At 69.3% G+C, this 20,672-nt stretch carries 21 protein-coding genes; 16 read left to right on the top strand and 5 right to left on the bottom strand.

The features are described 5' to 3' along the window. Positions 1-32: 32 nt before the first annotated feature. The 3 genes from ACWPN5_RS02775 to ACWPN5_RS02765 all read left to right on the top strand — a co-directional run bounded on the left by ACWPN5_RS02775 (position 33) and on the right by ACWPN5_RS02765 (position 3,243). On the top strand, positions 33-1,412 hold the full coding sequence (locus ACWPN5_RS02775) for a diguanylate cyclase (RefSeq protein WP_145682370.1): 1,380 nt from the start codon (positions 33-35) through the stop codon (positions 1,410-1,412). 129 nt (positions 1,413-1,541) lie between these two features. Further along, positions 1,542-2,696, top strand: a complete 1,155-nt coding sequence (zapE, locus tag ACWPN5_RS02770; protein WP_492294113.1) for a cell division protein ZapE — start codon at positions 1,542-1,544, stop codon at positions 2,694-2,696. Positions 2,697-2,829: 133 nt separating this feature from the next. After that, on the top strand, positions 2,830-3,243 hold the full coding sequence (locus ACWPN5_RS02765) for a hypothetical protein (protein ID WP_145677327.1): 414 nt from the start codon (positions 2,830-2,832) through the stop codon (positions 3,241-3,243). Between the two features lie 12 nt (positions 3,244-3,255). Here the strand turns inward: ACWPN5_RS02765 and ACWPN5_RS02760 are convergent, their stop codons facing one another. Further along, entirely contained in the window at positions 3,256-3,834 is a 579-nt protein-coding gene (locus ACWPN5_RS02760; RefSeq protein WP_145677325.1) for an LOG family protein, read from the bottom strand. 50 nt (positions 3,835-3,884) lie between these two features. Next, positions 3,885-4,745 carry a pyridoxal kinase PdxY gene (gene pdxY, locus ACWPN5_RS02755; protein ID WP_145682373.1) on the bottom strand — a complete coding sequence of 287 codons (861 nt, stop codon included), beginning with the start codon at positions 4,743-4,745 and terminating at the stop codon, positions 3,885-3,887. Between the two features lie 156 nt (positions 4,746-4,901). Here pdxY and ACWPN5_RS02750 point away from each other — a divergent pair, with 156 nt between their 5' ends. After that, positions 4,902-5,783, top strand: coding sequence for an HpcH/HpaI aldolase/citrate lyase family protein (locus ACWPN5_RS02750; protein ID WP_145682374.1), 882 nt, complete (start codon positions 4,902-4,904; stop codon positions 5,781-5,783). A 30-nt stretch (positions 5,784-5,813) separates the two neighbouring features. Here the strand turns inward: ACWPN5_RS02750 and ACWPN5_RS02745 are convergent, their stop codons facing one another. After that, positions 5,814-6,332 (bottom strand): hypothetical protein, encoded by a 519-nt coding sequence (locus ACWPN5_RS02745; protein ID WP_145682375.1) that lies wholly within the window; start codon positions 6,330-6,332, stop codon positions 5,814-5,816. A gap of 199 nt (positions 6,333-6,531) precedes the next feature. Here ACWPN5_RS02745 and ACWPN5_RS02740 point away from each other — a divergent pair, with 199 nt between their 5' ends. Continuing rightward, a complete protein-coding gene (locus tag ACWPN5_RS02740; protein WP_014241644.1) occupies positions 6,532-6,852 on the top strand; it encodes a con-10 family general stress protein in 321 nt (106 codons plus the stop codon). A 102-nt stretch (positions 6,853-6,954) separates the two neighbouring features. Here the strand turns inward: ACWPN5_RS02740 and leuB are convergent, their stop codons facing one another. Together leuB and leuD are read right to left on the bottom strand one after the other, a co-directional pair. Then, on the bottom strand, positions 6,955-8,070 hold the full coding sequence (leuB, locus tag ACWPN5_RS02735; protein WP_014241645.1) for a 3-isopropylmalate dehydrogenase: 1,116 nt from the start codon (positions 8,068-8,070) through the stop codon (positions 6,955-6,957). Positions 8,071-8,221: 151 nt separating this feature from the next. After that, on the bottom strand, positions 8,222-8,833 hold the full coding sequence (gene leuD, locus ACWPN5_RS02730) for a 3-isopropylmalate dehydratase small subunit (RefSeq protein ID WP_145677319.1): 612 nt from the start codon (positions 8,831-8,833) through the stop codon (positions 8,222-8,224). A gap of 261 nt (positions 8,834-9,094) precedes the next feature. Here leuD and ACWPN5_RS02725 point away from each other — a divergent pair, with 261 nt between their 5' ends. The 11 genes from ACWPN5_RS02725 (at position 9,095) to puuE (ending at position 20,667) form a co-directional block, all read left to right on the top strand. Next, positions 9,095-10,723, top strand: a complete 1,629-nt coding sequence (locus ACWPN5_RS02725) for a hypothetical protein (RefSeq protein ID WP_492294109.1) — start codon at positions 9,095-9,097, stop codon at positions 10,721-10,723. A gap of 166 nt (positions 10,724-10,889) precedes the next feature. Beyond that, on the top strand, positions 10,890-11,858 hold the full coding sequence (locus ACWPN5_RS02720; protein ID WP_492294107.1) for a glycosyltransferase family 2 protein: 969 nt from the start codon (positions 10,890-10,892) through the stop codon (positions 11,856-11,858). A gap of 2 nt (positions 11,859-11,860) precedes the next feature. Beyond that, complete coding sequence (locus tag ACWPN5_RS02715) at positions 11,861-12,295, top strand: GtrA family protein (protein ID WP_200479923.1); 435 nt, start codon at positions 11,861-11,863, stop codon at positions 12,293-12,295. A 153-nt stretch (positions 12,296-12,448) separates the two neighbouring features. Beyond that, positions 12,449-12,775, top strand: a complete 327-nt coding sequence (locus ACWPN5_RS02710) for a hypothetical protein (RefSeq protein WP_145682379.1) — start codon at positions 12,449-12,451, stop codon at positions 12,773-12,775. Positions 12,776-12,862: 87 nt separating this feature from the next. Continuing rightward, the gene (gene dapF / locus ACWPN5_RS02705) at positions 12,863-13,699 is read left to right on the top strand and encodes a diaminopimelate epimerase (RefSeq protein ID WP_492294105.1); all 837 of its coding nucleotides are present in this window, start codon (positions 12,863-12,865) and stop codon (positions 13,697-13,699) included. A 30-nt stretch (positions 13,700-13,729) separates the two neighbouring features. After that, on the top strand, positions 13,730-14,989 hold the full coding sequence (gene mtaB, locus ACWPN5_RS02700) for a tRNA (N(6)-L-threonylcarbamoyladenosine(37)-C(2))-methylthiotransferase MtaB (RefSeq protein ID WP_103040384.1): 1,260 nt from the start codon (positions 13,730-13,732) through the stop codon (positions 14,987-14,989). A 16-nt stretch (positions 14,990-15,005) separates the two neighbouring features. After that, positions 15,006-16,229, top strand: coding sequence for a signal recognition particle-docking protein FtsY (ftsY, locus tag ACWPN5_RS02695; protein ID WP_492294102.1), 1,224 nt, complete (start codon positions 15,006-15,008; stop codon positions 16,227-16,229). Between the two features lie 112 nt (positions 16,230-16,341). Then, positions 16,342-17,871, top strand: a complete 1,530-nt coding sequence (locus ACWPN5_RS02690; protein WP_492294100.1) for an AMP nucleosidase — start codon at positions 16,342-16,344, stop codon at positions 17,869-17,871. A gap of 102 nt (positions 17,872-17,973) precedes the next feature. Then, a complete protein-coding gene (locus ACWPN5_RS02685) occupies positions 17,974-19,047 on the top strand; it encodes a lipid A deacylase LpxR family protein (protein WP_492294098.1) in 1,074 nt (357 codons plus the stop codon). 92 nt (positions 19,048-19,139) lie between these two features. Then, positions 19,140-19,715, top strand: a complete 576-nt coding sequence (locus tag ACWPN5_RS02680; protein ID WP_145682385.1) for a septation protein A — start codon at positions 19,140-19,142, stop codon at positions 19,713-19,715. A 34-nt stretch (positions 19,716-19,749) separates the two neighbouring features. Next, the gene (puuE, locus tag ACWPN5_RS02675; RefSeq protein WP_492294096.1) at positions 19,750-20,667 is read left to right on the top strand and encodes an allantoinase PuuE; all 918 of its coding nucleotides are present in this window, start codon (positions 19,750-19,752) and stop codon (positions 20,665-20,667) included. Positions 20,668-20,672: the final 5 nt, after the last annotated feature.

The following is a 20,672-nucleotide window of genomic DNA, read 5'->3' as shown; positions in this document are numbered from 1 at the left end:
ATCGGCGACGGTTGCGCAAAGGAACGGGGACGATGGACAGCCAGAAAGACCGCAAGGCCGCGATCCTTGCCGCCACGCTGTCGTCGCTGTGGACCGACACCGAGCCCGCCGTGCGCGAGCGCGTGACGGCCATTGCGCTCGCCGAGGCCGAGGCGATCTCCGGCGTCTTCTACACGATCCTGCTGGACCGGCCGGACAGCAACAGCTTCCTCAGCCACACGCTGGTCCAGGAACGGCTGCGCCCGTCGCTGGCGCGCTGGATCGCCGCGCTCTTCACCGCCTCCACCGACGAGGCCATCGCGGCGGTTCTGGAGCAGAATTACCAGGTCGGGCTGATCCACGCCCGCATCAACATCCCGCTGACTCTGGTCAACGCCGGGATGCGGATCGTCAAGAAGGAGCTGTCCACCCGCCTGCTGGCCGCCGACCTCAGCCGCGCCCAGACCGCGTCCGCCATCCTGTTCGTCGGCGAACTGCTGGACACCGTGCTGGACAACATGCACGAGGCCTATCTGGGCGACCTGCTGGGCAACGTCCGCCACCAGCAATCGCTGAAGATGTTCATGAGCGGCCCCAACCTGGCGCTGGAGGGCGAGCGGCTGAAGTCGTCGCTGTTCGACTGGCTGCGCAACACGGTGGTGTCCTTCTACGCCCATGAGGACAGCAACCACGCCAGCCCGCCCGCCATCGAATCCTCCGATTTCGGCCTGTGGCTGAACCACAAGGCGGAGCTGACCTTCGGCCGGGTGACCGAGCTGGACCTCATCCGCGACCGCACCAACCGCATCAGCGCCAAGGTGTCCGCGGCCGTGGAGGGCGGCTGGATCACGCCCGCCTTCGTCAAGGAGCTGAACAACGACGTCACCGAGATCGCCTACATCCTCGGCACCATCATCGAGAAGGCGATGGAGATCGAAAGCGGGCGCGACCCGCTGACCCGCCTGCTGACGCGGCGCTTCATGCCGGCGATCTTCCAGCGCGAGGTCGCGATCAGCCTGCGTCACGGCAAACCCTTCGCCGTGCTGCTGATGGACGCCGACCATTTCAAGACGATCAACGACACGCTGGGCCATCAGGCGGGCGACTCCGTCCTCTCGGACATGGCGGAGCTGCTGCACACCCACGTCCGGGCCGGCGACTTCGTCTTCCGCTACGGCGGGGAGGAGTTCCTCATCCTGCTGACCGAGATGGATGAGGCGGCGCTGCGCGTGAAGGCCGACCAGCTGCGCCGGACGGTCGAGGAGCACCGGTTCCATGGCGCTGGGGGCGCCGGGAACGGGCTGCGGGTCACCGCCTCGATCGGGGCGGCGCTGCACGAGGGGCACCCGGACTACGAACACACCGTCCGCCGGGCCGACGCCGCGCTCTACGAGGCCAAGCGCCAGGGCCGCAACCGTGTGGTGATTGCCTGAAGGGTGATTGCCTGAGCAGAGGTTGCCTGAGCGCACCTGCATCCCGGGATCGGGCGTTGCCCCGCGGGGACGCATCGGCTACCTAGAATTCTCCCCAGGGACCTTCCCCAGCCGAGACCCGCGAATTCCATGTCTGACGGACCGCTTTCGCTCTACCGGGCCCGCCGCGGCACCGGAACGCTGCGCCCCGACCCCGACCAGGAGCTGGCCGCCGAGAAGCTCCAGAGCCTCTACAAGGCGCTGAAGGGCTACAGCCCGCAGCCCGCCGAAAAGGCCGGCGGGGCGAAGGCCGGCTGGCTGGAGCGGTTCGGGCTGGGCCGCCCGCGCTCCGAACCGGTGGAGGCGCCGCAGGGCCTCTACATGTACGGCGGCGTCGGGCGCGGCAAGTCGATGCTGATGGACCTGTTCTTCGACACCGCCCCGGTGGAGAAGAAGCGCCGCGTCCATTTCCACGAATTCATGCTGGAGGTGCACGAGCGCATCCACCAGCACCGCCAGTCGGGCAAGAGCAAGGGCAAGGACGCCGACGACGCGCTGCCCGAACTGGCCCGCGCGCTGGCCGACGAGGCGTGGCTGCTCTGCTTCGACGAGTTCCACGTCACCAACGTCGTCGACGCGATGATTTTGGGCCGGCTGTTCACCAGCCTGTTCGACCTCGGCGTGGTGGTGGTCGCGACCTCCAACTGGCCGCCGGACATGCTCTACAAGGACGGCCTGCAGCGCGAGCTGTTCCTGCCCTTCATCGCCCTGCTCAAGGAAAAGCTCGACGTCCTGGCGCTGGAGGGGCCGACCGACTACCGGTTGGACCGGCTCCAGGGCAAGCCCGTCTATTTCTGGCCGCTCGGCCCGGAGAGCGACGCCAGGATCCGCCAGACCTTCGCGACGCTGACCGACGGCGCCCGGGGCGAACCGACCCATCTGTCGGTCCAGGGCCGGAAGGTGGAGATCGCCTGCGCCGCCAAATGCGTCGCCCTGGTGGATTTCTGGAGCCTGTGCGGCAAGCCGCTGGGGGCGGCCGACTACATCGCCATCGCCACGCACTTCCACACCGTGCTGATCCACGGCGTGCCGACGATGAAGGACGAGCTGCGCAACGAGGCCAAGCGCTTCATGACGCTGATCGACGCGCTCTACGAGCACAAGGTCAACCTCGTGGTCGCCGCCGAAGGCCCGCCGGAACGGCTGTACCCCGAGGGCACCCACGCCTTCGAATTCGAGCGCACGGTCAGCCGCCTGATGGAGATGCAGTCCGAGGACTACCTGCGCCAGCAGCACCTGACCTGAAGGGCCGGGGCGCCGCGCCTCCGCCCGTGTTACCACGGCGATGCCGCCCTACTCCCGTTTCGCGCCGCAGATAAAGGGGCGCCCGACGTTGTATTGCTGAACGTCGGTCCAACGGCGAGGGAGAGGGCGAAGCATGCCTTGGCGGTCCCGGTGCGGTGCACTGACGCTGGCGCTTGTTCTGACAGCACCGATCCAGCCCGCCCCCGCCGCCGGGGCGGGCAGCGTCGACTGCTGGCTGCTCGACGGCGACGCGCTGACCCAGGCGCGCAACAGCGGCTGGTGCAAGGATGCCTTTTCCCGGAACTCCCAGACAGGGGCGGCGCCCGCGGTCACGGTCACCGCGGCGCCCCTGCCCGCCCACAAGCCCGAGCCGCCTCCGAAGAAGCGGGTCGTCACCGTCCAACGCAAGGCGAAGGCCCAGCCCGATTCCCAGGCGGCCGCCATCGTCCGCCCCGCCGGCCGCAACAACGCGGTCGCCGAGGCGGATTTCGGCACCCAGTTCAAGCGCGACTGGAACGCCCTGATGAAGAAGCTCTTCGAACCCTGAGGACTGGCCGCGTCAGGTGCGGGCCTCGTCCAACCACTTGCGCACCGCGGGCGGCTCGTAGGCGGCGAAGGCGTCCAGGATGCCCGGCGCGGTGTCCCGGACGATCAGCATCTCGCGATGCTTGGGCTGCATGAAGCGCTCCCCCGCCACATGGTCGAGGAAGCCGGCCAGCCCGTCGTAGAAGCCGGCGGCGTTGAGCAGGCCGCAGGGCTTGTCGTGGCGGCCGAGCTGCGCCCAGGTCCACACCTCGAACAGCTCCTCCAGCGTGCCGATGCCGCCGGGCAGCGCGATGAAACCGTCCGACAGCTCGGCCATCAGCGCCTTGCGCTCGTGCATGGTGGCGACGATCCGCAGCTCCTGAAGGCCCTGGTGGCCGACTTCCTTGTCCATCAGGAATTGCGGGATAATGCCGGTGACGGTGCCGCCGGCCGCCAGGACCGAGTCGGCGATCCGCCCCATCAGGCCGGTCCGCCCGCCGCCGTAGACGAGGCCGATGCCACGTTCCGCCATCTGGCGGCCAAGCTGCTCCGCGGCCTCGCCATAGGCCGGGTTGGTGCCGGGGTTGGACCCGGCGTAGACGCAAATCCGCATGTCGTTCCTCTGTTCGCGCCGTCTCTCGGACGCGTGTCGCAATAGGTGGCTTACCGGACGCGGGTGGCCGTGAAGCGCTGGCCGGGGTTCACGAACTCGTCCTGCGCCGCGATCAGCTGCAGCTCCCGCGTGCCCATCCGGCGGGTGGTCTGGAAGATGGCGTAGATCGCCGCCGCCGCCCGCTCCAGCGCGTCGGCGGGGTCGAAGGCCTTCAGGTAATGGGCCAGGAACAGGGCGGCCACCGCGTCGCCCGACCCGTTGGGCGACGGGTCCAGCGGCAGGCGCGGGGTGGAGACCAGCCACGCGCCGTCCCGGTCGTCGGCCAGCATCTCGATGTGGCCGGGGTCGGCGTCCTTGCGGGTCAGGCTGGTCACCAGGACCAGCCGCGGCCCGCGCTCCCGCAGGGCGGCGGTGGCGGCCAGCGCGTCGTCCAGCGTCTCCACCGTCCGGCCGGTCAGATACTCCAGCTCGAACTGGTTGGGGGTCATCAGGTCGGCGGCGGGGACGGCGTGGTCGCGGATGAACTCCGGCAGGCCGGGGCGCACGAAGAAGCCGCGCCCGACGTCGCCCATCACCGGGTCGCAGGCGTAGACGGCGCGCGGGTTGGCCGCCTTCAGCCGGGCCGCCGTCTCGACGATCACCCGGCCCAGCCCGACGTCGCCCATGTAGCCGGAGAGCAGCGCGTCGCAGGTCGGCAGGACGCCGCGGGCGGCGACGCCGTCCATCAGGTCGGCCACATGCTCCGCCGTGAAGACCTGCCCGGTCCATTCGCCGTAACCGGTGTGGTTGGAGAACTGCACCGTGTTCACCGCGATGGCGTCGCAGCCCAGCCGCTGCAGCGGGAACACCGCGGCCCGGTTGCCGACATAGCCGTAAGCGACGTGGGACTGGATCGAAATGACGGTCTTCATGGGCGGACGATCCGAAAGGTTGGGCGCGCATCCTAAACCCTCCGCGCCACACGCTGGGGATGTTTCCATGCAGACCAGCCCTACGCACCGCATGGACAGCGCGCGCTCCGGCGGCTAATCCTGCGGCAACGACACAAGATCGCCTGAGGGAATGCCATGGCCGCCACCGCCCGCCCGCGCCGCAGCGTGCTCTACATGCCCGGCTCCAACGCCCGCGCCCTGGAGAAGGGGCGCAGCCTGCCCGCCGACGGGCTGATCCTCGACCTGGAGGACGCCGTCGCCCCCGACGCCAAGGCGGAGGCCCGCGCCACCATCAAGGCGTCCATCGCCGCCGGCGGCTATGGCGGGCGGGAGCTGGTGGTCCGCACCAACGGGCTGAACACGCCCTGGGGCTACGACGACCTCGTGATGGCGGCCTCCAGCGGAGCCGACGCGGTGCTGCTGCCGAAGGTGGAGAGCCCCGACATGGTCCGTCAGGCCGAGACGGTGCTGCGCGCCAACGGCTCGCCCGACGGACAGACCATCTGGTGCATGATGGAGACGCCGCTCGGCATGCTCAACGCCAGGGAGATCGCCGGGGCCAGCCCGAAGCTGGGCGGGCTGGTGATGGGCACCTCCGACCTCGCCAAGGACCTGCACGCCGCGCACACGCGCGACCGTTTGCCGATGCTGACCAGCCTGGGCCTCTGCCTGCTGGCGGCGCGGGCCTACGGCCTCGCCATCCTGGACGGGGTGCATCTCGACCTGAACGACGACGCGGGCTTCGCCGGGTCCTGCGTCCAGGGGCGGGAGCTTGGCTTCGACGGCAAGACGCTGATCCATCCCAAGACCATCGCCGCTTGCAACGCTGCCTTCGCCCCGAGCGAGGACGAGGTCGCCCAGGCCCACCGAATCATCCAGGCCCACACCGAGGCCGTCGCGCAAGGCAAGGGCGTGGTGCTGGTGGACGGGCGGCTGGTCGAGAACCTGCATGTCGAAAACGCCCGGCGCCTCGTCGCGATGGCCGAGGCGATCCGGGCGCTGGAGGCGGCGGGCTAACGCCCGCCGCTCCGGCTTCGCGGCACTGGATCAGGAATCGCGACGTGCCTGGGCGTCCTTCACGAACTGCGAGACGCGCCCGATCTCCCGCGGATCGGTCTCGACCGTCCGGCGCCCGCTGGGGATTGGACGCATGCCCTTGCGCGGGGTGCGTCCGGGCGACGGATGCTGGGGCTCCGCCTCCTTCTTGCGCTTCAGGGCGTCCTTAAGGTTGGCCTGGACGATCTCACGCCGCCGCTCGGCGCGGAACCGCTCCAGCCGCCCGTTCACCCGCTTCAGGGCCCGCGCGTAGACCTGCTTCTTGGCGGACAGGCCACGCTCGCTGGCGTCGGCCGATTGCTGGCCGGCGCCGCTGGCCTTGCCCCGCCGTCCACGGCGGCGCGAGGCGATGATGTCGCGCGCCCGGTCACGCTCCCCACGCAACCAGCGGGCGAGTGTCAAGGTCTCGTCCCGTTCCAGGGACTCCAGCTCCGGGTAATGGCTGCGGCGGACCTGTTCGAATTCCTTCTCGGACAACAGCCGTCGTTCGGCCGTGAGTTCGACTCCCATCGTTGAACCTTTCTGCTTTGTGGTCCCGCTTCGGCTTACCCCTCTCCGGTCAACCGATCGGGAAGCGAAGCGTTCCCCGGTGCTGTCCGATGTGGTCCCCTGCCACTTACGGGTGCCAAAGGAATCAGAATCACGACCTCTCCGGAACCAAGTCGCCCCCCATTGGTTTTCCGACATGTGGCAGAGGTGGAGGTTGAAGATGGCCTCGAAAGACAACGGCCAAGACGAAGTCCAATCCGGGAGCGGTCGCACATCGAACCGCGGCTTCGCGTCGATGGACCGTGACCGGCAGCGCCAGATCGCCAGCAAGGGCGGGGAAAGCGTGCCAGCCGACAAGCGCAGCTTTTCCAAGAACCCGGAACTCGCCGCGGAGGCGGGGCGGAAGGGAGGCCGGAGCGTACCGGCGTCCTCCCGCAGCTTCTCCAAGAACCCATCCCTGGCCGCCGAAGCGGGGCGGAAGGGCGGACAGGCGAGCCATGGCGGACGCGGGGCCGCCATACGCCCGGGCGAAGGCGACTGACGGCACCAACGAAAAAGCCCCTCTCCGGAACCGGAGAGGGGCCTTCTTTTCGTCGTCCGCTGGTTGGCGGCCTCCGACCCGTAAGGCCGGGACCGCAACCGGTCAGGAGGCCAGCTTGTCCAGCTCGCGCAGGATCGAGTCGCCCATGACGGTCGTGGAGCAGCGGGCCATGCCCGGCGCCATGATGTCCGCCGTGCGCATGCCGCCCGACAGCACGTTCTGCACGGCCTTCTCCAGCATCTTCGCCTCCTCGTCCATGTTGAACGAGTAGCGCAGGCACATGGCGAAGGACAGCAGCGTCGCGCAGGGATTGGCGAGGTCGCGGCCGGCGATGTCCGGGGCGGAGCCGTGCACCGGCTCGTACAGAGCCTTGCGCTGGCCGTTGGCGTCCGGGGCGCCGAGCGAGGCCGACGGCAGCATGCCGAGCGAGCCGGTCATCATCGCCGCCTCGTCCGACAGGATGTCGCCGAACAGGTTGTCGGTGACGATCACGTCGAACTGCTTCGGGTTCTTCAGCAGCTGCATGGCGCCGTTGTCGGCGTACATGTGCTCCAGCGTGACGTCGGAGAATTCCTCCTGATGGAGCTTCGTGACTTCCTGGCGCCACAGGAGGCCCGATTCCATCACGTTGGCCTTCTCCATCGAGTGGAGCTTGTTGCCGCGCTTGCGCGCCAGCTCGAAGGCGACGCGGGCGACGCGGCGGATCTCGCTGGTCGTGTAGACCTGGGTGTTGACGCCGCGGCGCTCGCCGTTGCCGATGTCGGTGATGCCGCGCGGCTCACCGAAATAGACGCCGCCGGTCAGCTCGCGGACGATCAGGATGTCCAGGCCCTTGATGACGTCGGCCTTGAGGGTCGAGGCGTCGACCAGGGCGTCGAACACCACCGCCGGGCGCAGGTTGGCGAACAGGTTCAGCTCCTTGCGGAGCGACAGCAGGCCGGCTTCCGGACGCTTGGTGTAGTCGGTGGGGTTGTCCCACTTCGGGCCGCCGACGGCGCCCAGCATCACCGCGTCCGCCGCCAGCGCGTCGGCCAGCGTCTCGTCCTTCAGGGGAACACCGTAGGCGTCGATGGCCGCGCCGCCGACCAGCCCCTCGGTGACGTCGAAGGTGACGTTGCGCTTGCGGTCGAGCCAGTCGATGACCCGGCGCACCTGGCGCATGACCTCCGGACCGATCCCGTCGCCGGGCAAAAACAGAAGCTTCTTGTTGGCGGGCATGGCGCACGCACTCCCATTGGAGACTTTATCAGTGTTGTCTAATCCGCGGACCGACAGGCCGGAAGGTGGGTCCCGCTCCGCCGGTCCGCAAGGCCGCCACGGCCAGACGCCGTGGGACCGCTTATCGATTGGCCCCCACAGCCGGGCCGGATCAGCCCCACAGCCACGGCTGGCCGCCGCGCTGCTTGCCTTCATACTGGTCGATGAAGGCGGCCTGCTGCATGGTCAGGCCGATGTCGTCCAGCCCGTTCAGCAGGCAATGCTTGCGGAAGGGATCGACCTCGAAGCTGATCTTGCCGCCGTCCGGACCGGTGATCTCCTGTTTCTCCAGATCCACCGAAACGATGGCGTTCGACCCGCGCGACGCGTCGTCGAGCAGCAGGTCCACCTGTTCCTTCGGCAGCTTGATCGGCAGGATGCCGTTCTTGAAGCAGTTGTTGAAGAAGATGTCCGCGAAGCTGGGCGCGATGATGCAGCGGATGCCGAAATCGGCCAGCGCCCACGGCGCATGCTCGCGCGAGGAGCCGCAGCCGAAATTGTCACCCGACACGAGGATCTTGGCGCTGCGGTAGGCCGGCTTGTTGAGGACGAATTCCGCGACCTCGGCGCCTTCGGGGGTGTAGCGCATCTCGTCGAAAAGATGCTTGCCCAGCCCGGTCCGCTTGATGGTCTTCAGGAATTGCTTGGGAATGATCATGTCGGTGTCGACGTTGATCATCGGCAGCGGCGCCGCAACACCGGTGAGAACCGTAAACTTTTCCATCGCCAGAATCCTGTCGCGCAAAAGAGGCGCAAGCGTGTGCATGCGGAGTTCGGTGAATAGCAGACCCGTCCCGCCATTGCCAGAGGAAGCTTGCCGCAAATGCCGCTCGCGGCGCGCGATTCCGCATCCCGGAACACAGCCGGACGCAACGAAATTGCTCCCGAATTCCCGCTCCCGCCCCAGGACCGGCATCGCGTCCTTGCTGTGGGGCGTCCCCTCGCCTACCAAGGGGCCGACGCTTCCCTGGGTTCCCCGACCTCCATGACCTTGCTCCCCACCGCTCCCCGCCCGCGCACCGCGGCGCTCGCCTTTCTGCTGCTGGCCCCGCCGCTCTACGGCCTGCTCGGGCTGGCGCTCGGCATGGACGCCAACTGGGACCTGCGGAACTACCATTGGTACAACGCCTACGCCCTGCTGACCGGGCGGCTGGGCATGGACATGCTGCCGGCCCAGATGCCCAGCTTCTACAACCCCCTGCTGGACGTGCCCTTCTATCTGCTCGCCAGCCATCTGCCGGCGCGCGCGGCGGGCTTCGTGTGGGGGACGCTGCATGGGCTGAACCTGGCGCTGCTCTTCCTGCTGGCCCACGCCACGCTGCGCGTCGGCGGCACGGGGCAGCGGGTGGCCCTGGCCGCGCTGCTGGCGGTGATGGCCGGCTTCGGGGGCGGCACGCTGGGGCTGCTCGGCACCACCTTCCACGACAACATGGTCAGCCTAGGCATCCTCGGCGCGCTGGTCGTGGTGGCGGGGACGCTGCCGCGGCTGGTCGACGGGCCGGCGCCGGGCGCCCTCGCGCGGGCGGCCGCGGCGGGGCTGCTGGCCGGGGCGGCGATGGGGATGAAGAACCCGACGGTGATCTACGCGGTCGGGCTCTGCCTCGCCTTCCTGGCGCTGCCGGCGCGGCCCTGGCGGCGGCTGTGGCTGGCCTTCGCCTTCGGCATCGGGGTGCTCGGCGGGCTGGCGCTGTGCGGCGGCTTCTGGATGGCCCATCTGTGGGTGGAGTACGGGAACCCCGTCTTCCCGCACATGAACCAGATCTTCAAGTCGCCCTTCGCCGCCCTGTCCGGCTACGTCAACGTCAGCTTCTTCCCGGACTCGCGGCTGGAGCGGCTGTTCTTTCCGCTGGTCTTCCCCTTCGCGCCGCTGAAGGTCGGCGAGGTGCCCTTCCTCGACCTGCGCGTCCTGGTGCTGTTCGTCCTCGTGCCCGCCGCCGCCGCGCTGGCGCTGCTCGGGCGGGCCTTCCGCCATCCCTCTGCGGGACTGGCCGACACCGCCGCCACCCGCTACCTGCTGACCGCCATGGCGGTGACCTACGCGCTGTGGGTCGGGATGTTCTGCATCTACCGTTATCTGGTGCCGCTGGAAATGCTGGCGCCGCTGGCCATCGTCGTGGCGGCGGGCCTGCTGCCGGTGCCGCGCCGGGCGGCGCTCGTCCTGGCGGCGGCGCTCCTGCTGCTGGCCCAGGCCACCGCCCGCCCCGCCGACTGGGGCCGCGTGCCGTGGAGCGACCGTTGGGTGGAGGCCGCGGTGCCGCCCATCGAGGACCCCGACGACACCATGGTGCTGATGGCCGGCTACTGGGCGATCTCCCACGTCATTCCGGCCTTCCCGCCGCGCATCCCCTTCGTGCGCATCCAGTCCAACTTCCTCCAGCCGGACTCGGTCGGCAACGGCTACCTCGCCCTGATGCAGGACAAGGTGGGGGCGCACCGCGGGCGCTTCCTGATGCTCAGCACCATCCCCGACACGCCCGGCGCCGCCAGGGCCGCCGCCCTGCTGGGTCTGCGGGTCGAGCAGGACAACTGCCGCGCCATCCCCAACAACCTGGGCGAGCCGCTGAACCTCTGCGCCGTGCAACGAATGGCGGACCATGAAAGGTCGGTGGATTAAATCAGGCGAGTGTGCTGTTTAACCTTACACCGGCACCGTTTCGAAGCGCATCGCCATGACCGTCTCCACCATCGACCGCCCTGCCACTGACCACTCTGCCCCCGACCACTCTGCCAACGACCGCCCTGCGGCGTACGCCGCCCCAACCACCGAGCCGGACACGGATATGGACACAGGGCCCGCCATGGCGCCCGTGGTGGCGGTGCTGATCCCCTGCTACAACGAGGAGGCGGCCATCGCCGCCGTCGTGCAGGACTTCCGCAGGGCGCTGCCCGACGCGACCGTCTACGTCTACGACAACAACTCGTCCGACCGCACGGTGGAGGTGGCGAAGGCCGCCGGCGCCGTGGTCCGGCGCGAGCCGTTGCAGGGCAAGGGCAACGTCATGCGCCGGATGTTCTCCGACATCGAGGCCGACGTCTATGTGCTGGTCGACGGCGACGACACCTACCACGCGCCCTCCGCGCCGCTGATGGTCAAGCGGCTGTGGGAGGACCAGCTCGACATGGTCAACGGCGCCCGCGTCACCGAGATCGTCAAGGCCTACCGGCCCGGCCACCGCTTCGGCAACAAGCTGCTGACCGGCATGGTCGCGCTGATCTTCGGCAACCGCATCCACGACATGCTGTCGGGCTACCGCGTCTTCTCGCGGCGCTTCATCAAGTCCTTCCCGGCGCTGGCCAGCGGCTTCGAGACGGAGACGGAGCTGACCGTCCACGCGCTGGAGCTGAACATGCCCATCGCCGAGATCAAGGCGCCCTACAAGGACCGCCCGCCGGGCTCGCACAGCAAGCTGAACACCATCCGCGACGGCGTCCGCATCCTGCGCACCATCGTCAATCTGGTGAAGGAGGAGCGCCCCCTGCCCTTCTTCTTCGCCATCTTCGCCGCCCTCGCCGCGGCGTCGGTGATCCTCGCCTGGCCGGTGGTGGCGACCTACCTGCAGACCGGGCTGGTGCCGCGCCTGCCCACCGCCGTGCTGTCCACCGGGCTGATGCTGCTGGGCTTCCTCAGCCTGACCTGCGGGCTGATCCTCGACACGGTCACGCTGGGCCGCCGCGAGGCCAAGCGCATGCGCTACCTCTCCATCCCCGCGCCGGGCGTCCATCCGGCCCGCAAGGCGGCCGGGTCCTGACCATGGGCAACCCCATCGATGCCCTTCCCGACAGCCGGCTGGGACGGCTGGCCGTGCAGTTCGGCAAGTTCGGCCTGGTCGGCATCGTCGGTCTGGTGGTGGACACGGCGGTGGTCTACGCGCTTGTCTTCGGCGCCGGGCTGGAGTTCTTCGCCGCCCGCATCCCGGCCTATCTGGCCGCCGCCACCACGACCTTCGCGCTGAACCGCGCCTTCACCTTCCGCGGGGCGGCCGACGCGCCGCTCTACCGGCAATGGGCCACCTTCCTGGCCGCCAACGCCTTCGGCGGTGTGGTGAATTACGGCGTCTCGGTCGGGCTGGAGGCCGCCCTGCCGATCGCCGAGGCCCACCCAGTGCTGGCCGTCGCCGCCGGCTCGCTGTCCGGCATGCTCCTGAACTTCGCCGCCTCCAAGCATCTGGTCTTCAAGGGCGCCTGATCCCCGGAGCACTGAAGGCGCCTCCCTCCTTCCGGGTATCTCCGGAAGTCTTATTGTGCGCCGCCGCGGACACCCGAAGTCCATGGAAGGGGGCGCATCCAACGGGAACGGCCCCGACACCGACCTGCCTTGGCGAAGAGCCGGGAGGGAGCCATGAACAACAGCGACGTGCTGTGGGCCTGGGTGGCCGGAGTTGCCCTGTCCATCGCCCTGCTGGTCGGGCTGTCCCGCGCGGACGGACCGCAGACCCACACCATGGACGGGCATTTCACGCTGCCCGACATGGCGATGGGCGCTGCGGGCTGGGACTACGAGGCGTGGGAGCGGACCGGCGGAACGCCGCCGCGGCCCGAGTCGGAGGACATGCTCGCCCGGATGCTCGACCTGCTGGAGGGCATCCCCCCGGCGACGGGCGCCACCCTGCCCGCCACCTTGACCGACGGCGACACGGCGGACACCGGCGGGGCCGAAACCCACTGATCCCTCCGGCGATCCCATGAACTGTTTGCCACGGTCCCCCCGTGCGGCCATGGACTCCGCGGGCCCGGTCGCCATATAACGGCGGTCATGACGCGCGAATTCCTGAAGATGCACGGGCTCGGCAACGACTTTGTCGTGATCGACGCCCGCAAAACGCCGTACTCGCCGGCCGAGGCCGAGGTGCGGGCCATCGCCGACCGCAAGACCGGGGTGGGCTGCGACCAGTTCATCGTGATCGAACCGGCGAAAACCGACGGCACGGCGGGCTTCATGCGCATCCGCAACGCCGACGGCGGCGAGGTGTCGGCCTGCGGCAACGCCTCGCGCTGCGTCGGCTGGCTGCTGATGGAGGAGGCGGGGGCGGAGCGCGTCGCCTTCGAGACCAACGCCGGCATCCTGCAGGCCAGCCGCGCCGACAACGGGCGGATCACCGTGGACATGGGCCCGGCCAATCTGGACTGGACGCAGATCCCGCTGGCGGAACCGGCCGACACGCTGCGCCTCGACGCGGTGTCGCACGGCGGCTTCGCCGGCCCCACCGCGGTCAGCATGGGCAACCCGCACGCCGTCTTCTTCGTGGACGACGCCGAGGCGGTGCCGCTGGCCGAGGTCGGTCCGGTGTTCGAGAATCACCCGGCCTTCCCCCAGCGCACCAACGTCGAGTTCGTCCAGGTGCTGTCCCCCACCACCGTCCGCATGCGGGTGTGGGAGCGCGGGGCCGGCATCACCCAGGCCTGCGGGACCGGCGCCTGCGCCACCGCGGTCGCCGCGATCCGCCGCGGGCTGACCAACCGCAAGGTCGACGTGATCCTGGACGGCGGCACCCTGACCATCGAATGGCGTGAGGACGGCCGCGTCCTGATGACCGGCCCGGTCGCCCTCAGCTACACCGGGCGGCTGTCTGCGGAGTTGGCAGCCGCCTGAATGAATGGCCGCCCGTTAGGCTGAAAGAGCATGAGCGACACTGTGACCAACGAGCCGGAGATCGTCACCTTCGGCTGCCGCCTGAACACCTATGAATCCGAGGTGATGCGCACCCACGCCCGCAACGCCGGGCTGGGGGACGTCGTCATCGTCAACACCTGCGCGGTGACCTCGGAGGCGGAACGGCAGGCCCGCCAGACCATCCGCAAGCTGCGCCGCGAGCGCCCGAACGCCCGCATCGTGGTGACCGGCTGTGCCGCCCAGATCGACCCGCAGCGCTACGGCGCCATGCCGGAGGTCGATCAGGTCCTGGGCAACCAGGAGAAGCTGCAGCCTGAAAGCTGGGGCCTGGCCCCGGCGGAGAAGGTGCTGGTCAACGACATCATGTCGGTCAAGGAGACCGCCGGCCACCTGATCGGCGGGTTCGAGGACCGCGCGCGCGCCTTCGTCCAGGTCCAGCAGGGCTGTGACCACCGCTGCACCTTCTGCATCATCCCCTATGGCCGCGGCCCCTCGCGCTCCGTCCCGATCGGCGCGGTGGTGGAGCAGGTGCAGGCGCTGGTGAAGGCTGGCTACAACGAGGTCGTGCTGTCCGGCGTGGACATCACCAGCTTCGGCCCCGACCTGCCGGGCACGCCGACGCTGGGGCAGATGGTGCGCCGCCTGCTGGCGCTGGTGCCGGAGCTGCCGCGGCTGCGCCTGTCCTCGCTCGACTGCATCGAGATCGACGACGACCTGTGGCGCCTGATCGAGACGGAGCCGCGGCTGATGCCGCACCTCCACCTGTCGCTCCAGGCCGGCGACGACATGATCCTGAAGCGCATGAAGCGCCGGCACAGCCGCGCCGACGCCATCGCCTTCTGCGAGCGCGTGCGCTCCCTGCGCCCCGACATGGTGTTCGGCGCCGACTTCATCGCCGGCTTCCCGACCGAGACCGACGAGATGTTCGAGAACACGCTGCGGCTGGTCGAGGAGTGCGGCCTGACCTGGCTGCACGTCTTCCCCTACAGCCCGCGCCCCGGCACCCCGGCCGCCCGCATGCCGCAGGTCGACGGCGGCCTGCGCAAGGAGCGCGCGGCCCGTCTGCGCGCGCGCGGCGCCGAGGCGGAGGCCCGCACCCTGGCCTCGCTGGTCGGTCGCGAGGTGTCCGTTCTGGTCGAGAAGGACGATCTCGGCCGCACCCAGCATTTCGCCGAAATCCGCCTGGGCACGCCCCGGCCCCCCGGCTCCGTCCTGCGCGCCACAGTCACCGGCGTGGCCGGCGGCGCGCTGACCGGCACCCCCCTTTGAGAACAGTGGACACGCCATGATCCTGCGTTGGTTCGGCCGCAAGAAGCCCGAAGAGCAAGCCCGCAAGGACGAGACGACCGCCCCGCTCCCGGAAGCGGTCCCCGCCGAGCCGGCGCCCGCGGAGCCGGTCGCCGAGGAGCCGCCGGCCCCGGAGCCCGAACCGGTGCCGGAACCCGAACTCCCGCCGCCGCCCGCGGTCGAGACCCCGCCCCCGCCGCCCATCGCTCCGCCGTCCGGGCCGGAGGAGCGCGAGGACACGCCGGAGATCGTCCGCGACGACCTTCCCGCGGCCCTGACGGCTGAGGAGGAGAAGCCCAAGAAGGGCTGGTTCGCCCGGTTGAAGGACGGCCTGTCCAAATCCTCGTCCAAGCTGACCGAGGGCATCTCCGGCATCTTCACCAAGCGCAAGCTCGACGACGAGGCGCTGGAGGAGCTGGAGGAGCTGCTCATCACCGCCGACCTCGGCCCGACCACGGCGGCCAAGGTGACGGCGGAGCTGGCGCGCACCCGCTTCGGCAAGGAGGTCAGCCCGGAGGAGGTCAAGGCCACGCTGGCCGCCGAGGTGGCGAAGATCGTCGGCCCGGTCGCCAAGCCGCTGGTCATCGACGCCGCGCTGAAGCCGCACGTCATCCTGGTGGTCGGCGTCAACGGCACCGGCAAAACGACGACCATCGGCAAGCTGGCCCGCCAGTTCCGCGCCGAGGGCAAGACGGTCATGCTGGCCGCCGGCGACACCTTCCGCGCCGCCGCGGTCAGCCAGCTGAAGATCTGGGGCGAGCGCACCGGCTGCCCGGTGATCGCCCGCGACACCGGGGCCGACGCCGCCGGCCTCGCCTTCGACGCGCTGGAGGAGGCGCGGCGCCAGGGCGTGGACATCCTGCTGATCGACACCGCCGGCCGCCTGCAGAACAAGGCCGGCCTGATGGAGGAGCTGCGCAAGATCGTCCGCGTCATCAAGAAGGTGGACGAGAGCGCCCCGCACACCACCCTGCTGACGCTCGACGCCACCACCGGCCAGAACGCGCACAATCAGGTCGAGGTGTTCCGCGACATGGTGAACGTCTCCGGCCTGATCCTGACCAAGCTGGACGGGTCGGCGCGCGGCGGCGTCCTGGTCTCGCTGGCCGAGCGGTTCAAGCTGCCGGTGCACGCCATCGGCATCGGCGAGGGCGTTTACGACCTCCGCCCCTTCGACGCCGACCAGTTCGCCAAGTCGCTGATGGGGCTGCCGTCCCAGTAACGGCGCCCCGGCGCGGGCCGGCGGCGGGCAGTCGGGCAGTCGGGCAGTCGGGCAGTCGGGCAGGACGAGAAAAGGGCTTCCGGCCGCCACGCCCAAGCCCTATCTGAAGACTATGACGGCTGCCAAGACCTCCCCCTCCCCCGTTCCTCCCGGTCCTGTCGAGCGCTTCACCGACGCGGACGCCGCCCTGGCCCTCGTCCGGGACCTCTACGACCGCAACACCGCCTATCTGCGCGACCGCTTCGCCGCCTTCACCCGCGGCGAGGACGGCGGACGGCGGGAGCAGGCCCATTACCCCTACGTCCGGCTCTCCACCGCCTCGGCGGCCACGGTGGACACGCGGCTGGCCTACGGCTTCGTCGAGGGGCCGGGCACCTACTCCACGACGCTGACCCGCCCCGACCTGTTCGACCGCTATTACCGCGAACAGCTCTCGCTCCTGCTGCGCAACCACCATGTTCCGCTGGAGGTCGGGGTCAGCGACGAGGCGATCCCCATCCATTTCGCCTTCCCCCAGGGCATGCATGTCGAGGGCGACCTGACGCCGGAGCGGCTGGCCGGGCTGCCCGACCTGTTCGACCTGCCCGACCTCGCCCGCATGGACGACACCATCGTCAACGGCACCTACGAGGAGTCGCTGGACGCGGTGAAGCCGCTGGCCCTGTTCACCGCGCCGCGGGTGGATTTCTCTCTGCACCGGCTGCGCCACTACACGGCGACGGCGCCGGAGGATTTCCAGAACTTCGTCCTGTTCACGAACTACCAGTTCTATGTGGACGAGTTCATCCGCATGGCCCGCGAGATCATGGAGCCAGCCGCCGATCCCGAGCTGGCCGCCTACCGCAGCCAGTACGACCGCTTCGTCGAGCCCGGCGGCGTCATCGTCCAGAACGCCAATCTGGGGGGCAACCCCGGCGAGGCGCCGACGAATGGCGCGCGGCTGCTCCGCCTGCCGCAGATGCCCGCCTACCACCTGACCCGCCCGGACGGCAACGGCATCACCCTGGTCAACATCGGCGTCGGCCCGTCCAACGCCAAGACGATCACCGACCACATCGCCGTGCTGCGCCCGCACGCCTGGATCATGCTGGGCCACTGCGCCGGCCTGCGCAGCACGCAGCGGCTGGGCGACTATGTGCTGGCCCACGGCTATGTCCGCGACGACCATGTGCTGGACGCCGACCTGCCGACCTGGGTGCCCGTCCCGGCGCTGGCCGAGGTGCAGCGCGCCCTGGAGACAGCGGTGGAGCGGGTGACCGGCCTGTCCGGCTACGCGCTGAAAAGCATCATGCGCACCGGCACGGTGGCGACCATCGACAATCGCAATTGGGAACTGCGCGACCACCGCGAGCCGCTGATGCGCTTCAGCCAGAGCCGCGCCGTCGCGCTGGACATGGAAAGCGCCACCATCGCCGCCAACGGCTTCCGCTTCCGCGTTCCCTACGGCACGCTGCTCTGCGTGTCCGACAAGCCGATGCACGGCCAGTTGAAGCTGCCGGGCATGGCCGACCGCTTCTACCGCGAGCGGGTCGACCAGCATTTGAAGATCGGCGTGCTCGCCATGGAGCTTCTGCGCGAGCACGGCATGGAGACGCTGCATTCCCGCAAGCTGCGCAGCTTCGCCGAGGCGGCCTTCCAGTAAGCCACCCTCCGCAAACTATTTTGCCTCACCCGAAAGTGCAGGCGCCAAAGGGCGCCTGCGTCTTATCTTAGGGTGCTCGGCAACGAAGGGAATTGGACCATTATGGCCGTGCGTGCAGGTTGGAGCGTGATCGCCGCCCTCTCTCTCGGGCTGGCGACGGGGCCGGTGCTGGCCCAAAGCGCACCAGAGGCGGACAATGTTCCAAACACGAACACCGCTCCGCCGCCGGACACCGCTCCCCGGTCCGGACCGTCCATCGGCGCCTGGGTCGACAACGACCTGTTCGGTGGCGGGACGGACCGTTACTACACGAACGGTGTCCAGTTCTACTACATCTCCGGCGAGCGCCCGACCTACGGCAACATCGACTGGCTGGCCAACCTCGTCCCCTGGATCGGGGAGCATGGGGTGCGGCGCTACGGCATCGCCTTCGGCCAGAACATGTACACCCCGAGCGACATCACCAAGCCGATCCCCGACCCCACCGACCGCCCCTACGCCGGCTGGCTGTACGGCCGCCTGTCGGTGATCTCGGAGGAGACGCGGCAGGTCGACCGCATCGACCTGGACCTCGGCATGGTCGGCCCGGCCTCGCTGGCGGAGCAGACCCAGAAGGCGGTGCACCGCATCGTCCCCGGAGCCCGCTGGCCGGAGGGCTGGAACTACCAGCTCAAGAACGAGCCGGGCATCATCCTCAGCTACGAGCATGTCTGGCGCGCCGAGCGCCCGGCCCGCATCGGCCCCTTCGAGGCGGACATCAGCCCCCACGTCGCCGGCAGCGTCGGCAACGTCCTGACCTTCGGCGGGGCGGGTTTCACCATGCGGCTGGGCGGCAACATGGCGCCGCCGGTCGGCGCGCTGATCCTCCGTCCGACCGCCAGCATCCCCTATCAGGACAGCGTGGCCGCGGGAGCGCCGCGCCCGCCCTTCTCCTGGTACGTCTACGCCGGGGCGGAGGGGCGCGCCGTCGCCCGCAACATCTTCCTCGACGGCAACAGCTTCCGCGACAGCCGGTCGGTGGACAAGCACAACTTCATCGCCGCCTTCCAGCTCGGCGTGGCGCTGCGCTACGGCGCGTTCGGCATCTCCTACGCCCAGAACTTCCTGTCGCCGGAGTTCGAGGGGCAGAAATCCTACAGCAACTACGGCTCGATCCGCGCCTCCTACCGGTTCTGACCGCTTCCATACTCCCTCGGTCTTCAATCCCTCTCCCGTCCCGGGAGAGGGATTCACTTTATCCCAGGCCCGGTTCGGTCTATGTGAGGATCATGAACCAATACGCCCGACTGCTGATCGAAGCCGGCCCGCTGGCGGCCTTCTTCATCGCCAATTCCCAGGCCGGCATCATGATCGGCACCGCCGTCTTCATGGTGGCGATCAGCATCTCCGTGCTGGTCTCCTGGCGGTTCGAACGCAAGGTGCCGGTGATGCCGGTGGTCGGGGCGGGCTTCGTCCTGCTGTTCGGCGGGCTGACGCTGTGGCTCCAGGACGACCTGTTCATCAAGATCAAGCCGACGCTGGTCAACCTGCTGTTCGCCGCGGTCCTGTTCGCGGCGCACCTGACGCGGCGCAATGTGCTGAAGCATGTCCTGGGCTCGGTGCTGAACCTGTCCGACGCCGGATGGCGCACGCTGGCGATCCGCTGGGCGTGGTTCTTCCTGCTGCTGGCCGCGCTGAACGAGGTGGTGTGGCGCACCATGACCACCGACGCCTGGGTGAACTTCAAGGTGTTCGGCATCATGCCGCTGACCCTGCTGTTCAGCGCCCTGCAGGCCCCGCTGATCCTGCGCCATCAGGTGCCGGAGGAGCAGCCGGCCGAAAAGTCCTCCACCTCCGCCTCCTGACCGTCCCCCTCCCCGCTGACGGAGCGCCCCCACCATGTCCCAGGATTACCCGCGCGACCTGATCGGCTACGGATCCCGTCCGCCGCACCCCTACTGGCCGGGCGGGGCGCGGGTGGCGGTGCAGTTCGTCATCAACTACGAGGAGGGCGGGGAGAATTGCGTCCTGCATGGCGACGCCGCGTCGGAGGCCTTCCTGTCGGAGATCGTCGGCGCCCAGCCCATCGTCGGCATGCGCCACATGAACATGGAGTCGATCTACGAGTACGGGTCCCGCGCCGGCTTCTGGCGGCTGCACCGGATGTTCACCGAGCGCGGCCTGCCGGTGACCGTCTACGGCGTCGCCATGGCGCTGGAGCGCAACCCCGACGCCGTCCGCGCCATGCTGGACTCCGGGTGGGAGATCGCCACCCACGGCTACCGCTGGATCGACTACCAGCATCTGCCGGAGGCGGTGGAGCGCGAGCACATGCTGCGCGCCATCGAGGTTCACACCCGCGTGACCGGCTCCCGCCCGCTCGGCTGGTATCTCGGGCGGTGCAGCCCCAACACTTGGAAGCTGGTGTCGGAGGAGGGCGGCTTCCTCTACAACGCCGACAGCTACGCCGACGACCTGCCCTATTGGGACGACCGCTTCGGCCGGCCGCAGCTGATCGTGCCCTACACGCTCGACGCCAACGACATGCGCTTCGCGACCAACCAGGGCTTCAACACCGGCGAGCAGTTCTTCACCTACCTGAAGGACAGCTTCGACGTGCTCTACGCCGAAGGCGAAGACCAGCCGAAGATGATGTCGGTCGGGCTGCATTGCCGGCTGGTCGGGCGGCCAGGGCGCGCCGCGGCGCTGGCCCGCTTCCTCGACTATGTGCGGGGCCACGACAAGGCATGGGTCGCCACCCGGCTGGACATCGCCCGCCACTGGATGGCCGAACACCCCTACCGGCCGGCGCCCTGAACCCG

This window comes from Azospirillum sp. UENF 211521 (genome assembly GCF_058780535.1).
The sequence above is the reverse complement of the archived record's forward strand: the minus strand, read 5'-3'. Positions and strand labels throughout refer to the sequence as shown.

What these genes read in the sequence shown, in the direction of transcription:
- ACWPN5_RS02750 (WP_145682374.1), top strand. Translation starts at nt 4,902, where the DNA reads ATGGCCGCCACCGCCCGCCCGCGCCGCAGCGTGCTCTACATGCCCGGC.
- leuD (WP_145677319.1), bottom strand. Translation starts at nt 8,833, where the DNA reads ATGGAAAAGTTTACGGTTCTCACCGGTGTTGCGGCGCCGCTGCCGATG.
- zapE (WP_492294113.1), top strand. Translation starts at nt 1,542, where the DNA reads ATGTCTGACGGACCGCTTTCGCTCTACCGGGCCCGCCGCGGCACCGGA.
- ACWPN5_RS02690 (WP_492294100.1), top strand. Translation starts at nt 16,342, where the DNA reads ATGACGGCTGCCAAGACCTCCCCCTCCCCCGTTCCTCCCGGTCCTGTC.
- ACWPN5_RS02685 (WP_492294098.1), top strand. Translation starts at nt 17,974, where the DNA reads ATGGCCGTGCGTGCAGGTTGGAGCGTGATCGCCGCCCTCTCTCTCGGG.
- ftsY (WP_492294102.1), top strand. Translation starts at nt 15,006, where the DNA reads ATGATCCTGCGTTGGTTCGGCCGCAAGAAGCCCGAAGAGCAAGCCCGC.
- leuB (WP_014241645.1), bottom strand. Translation starts at nt 8,070, where the DNA reads ATGCCCGCCAACAAGAAGCTTCTGTTTTTGCCCGGCGACGGGATCGGT.
- puuE (WP_492294096.1), top strand. Translation starts at nt 19,750, where the DNA reads ATGTCCCAGGATTACCCGCGCGACCTGATCGGCTACGGATCCCGTCCG.
- mtaB (WP_103040384.1), top strand. Translation starts at nt 13,730, where the DNA reads ATGAGCGACACTGTGACCAACGAGCCGGAGATCGTCACCTTCGGCTGC.
- dapF (WP_492294105.1), top strand. Translation starts at nt 12,863, where the DNA reads ATGACGCGCGAATTCCTGAAGATGCACGGGCTCGGCAACGACTTTGTC.
- ACWPN5_RS02745 (WP_145682375.1), bottom strand. Translation starts at nt 6,332, where the DNA reads ATGGGAGTCGAACTCACGGCCGAACGACGGCTGTTGTCCGAGAAGGAA.
- ACWPN5_RS02775 (WP_145682370.1), top strand. Translation starts at nt 33, where the DNA reads ATGGACAGCCAGAAAGACCGCAAGGCCGCGATCCTTGCCGCCACGCTG.
- ACWPN5_RS02680 (WP_145682385.1), top strand. Translation starts at nt 19,140, where the DNA reads ATGAACCAATACGCCCGACTGCTGATCGAAGCCGGCCCGCTGGCGGCC.
- ACWPN5_RS02740 (WP_014241644.1), top strand. Translation starts at nt 6,532, where the DNA reads ATGGCCTCGAAAGACAACGGCCAAGACGAAGTCCAATCCGGGAGCGGT.
- ACWPN5_RS02720 (WP_492294107.1), top strand. Translation starts at nt 10,890, where the DNA reads ATGGACACAGGGCCCGCCATGGCGCCCGTGGTGGCGGTGCTGATCCCC.
- ACWPN5_RS02710 (WP_145682379.1), top strand. Translation starts at nt 12,449, where the DNA reads ATGAACAACAGCGACGTGCTGTGGGCCTGGGTGGCCGGAGTTGCCCTG.
- ACWPN5_RS02725 (WP_492294109.1), top strand. Translation starts at nt 9,095, where the DNA reads ATGACCTTGCTCCCCACCGCTCCCCGCCCGCGCACCGCGGCGCTCGCC.
- ACWPN5_RS02765 (WP_145677327.1), top strand. Translation starts at nt 2,830, where the DNA reads ATGCCTTGGCGGTCCCGGTGCGGTGCACTGACGCTGGCGCTTGTTCTG.
- pdxY (WP_145682373.1), bottom strand. Translation starts at nt 4,745, where the DNA reads ATGAAGACCGTCATTTCGATCCAGTCCCACGTCGCTTACGGCTATGTC.
- ACWPN5_RS02715 (WP_200479923.1), top strand. Translation starts at nt 11,861, where the DNA reads ATGGGCAACCCCATCGATGCCCTTCCCGACAGCCGGCTGGGACGGCTG.
- ACWPN5_RS02760 (WP_145677325.1), bottom strand. Translation starts at nt 3,834, where the DNA reads ATGCGGATTTGCGTCTACGCCGGGTCCAACCCCGGCACCAACCCGGCC.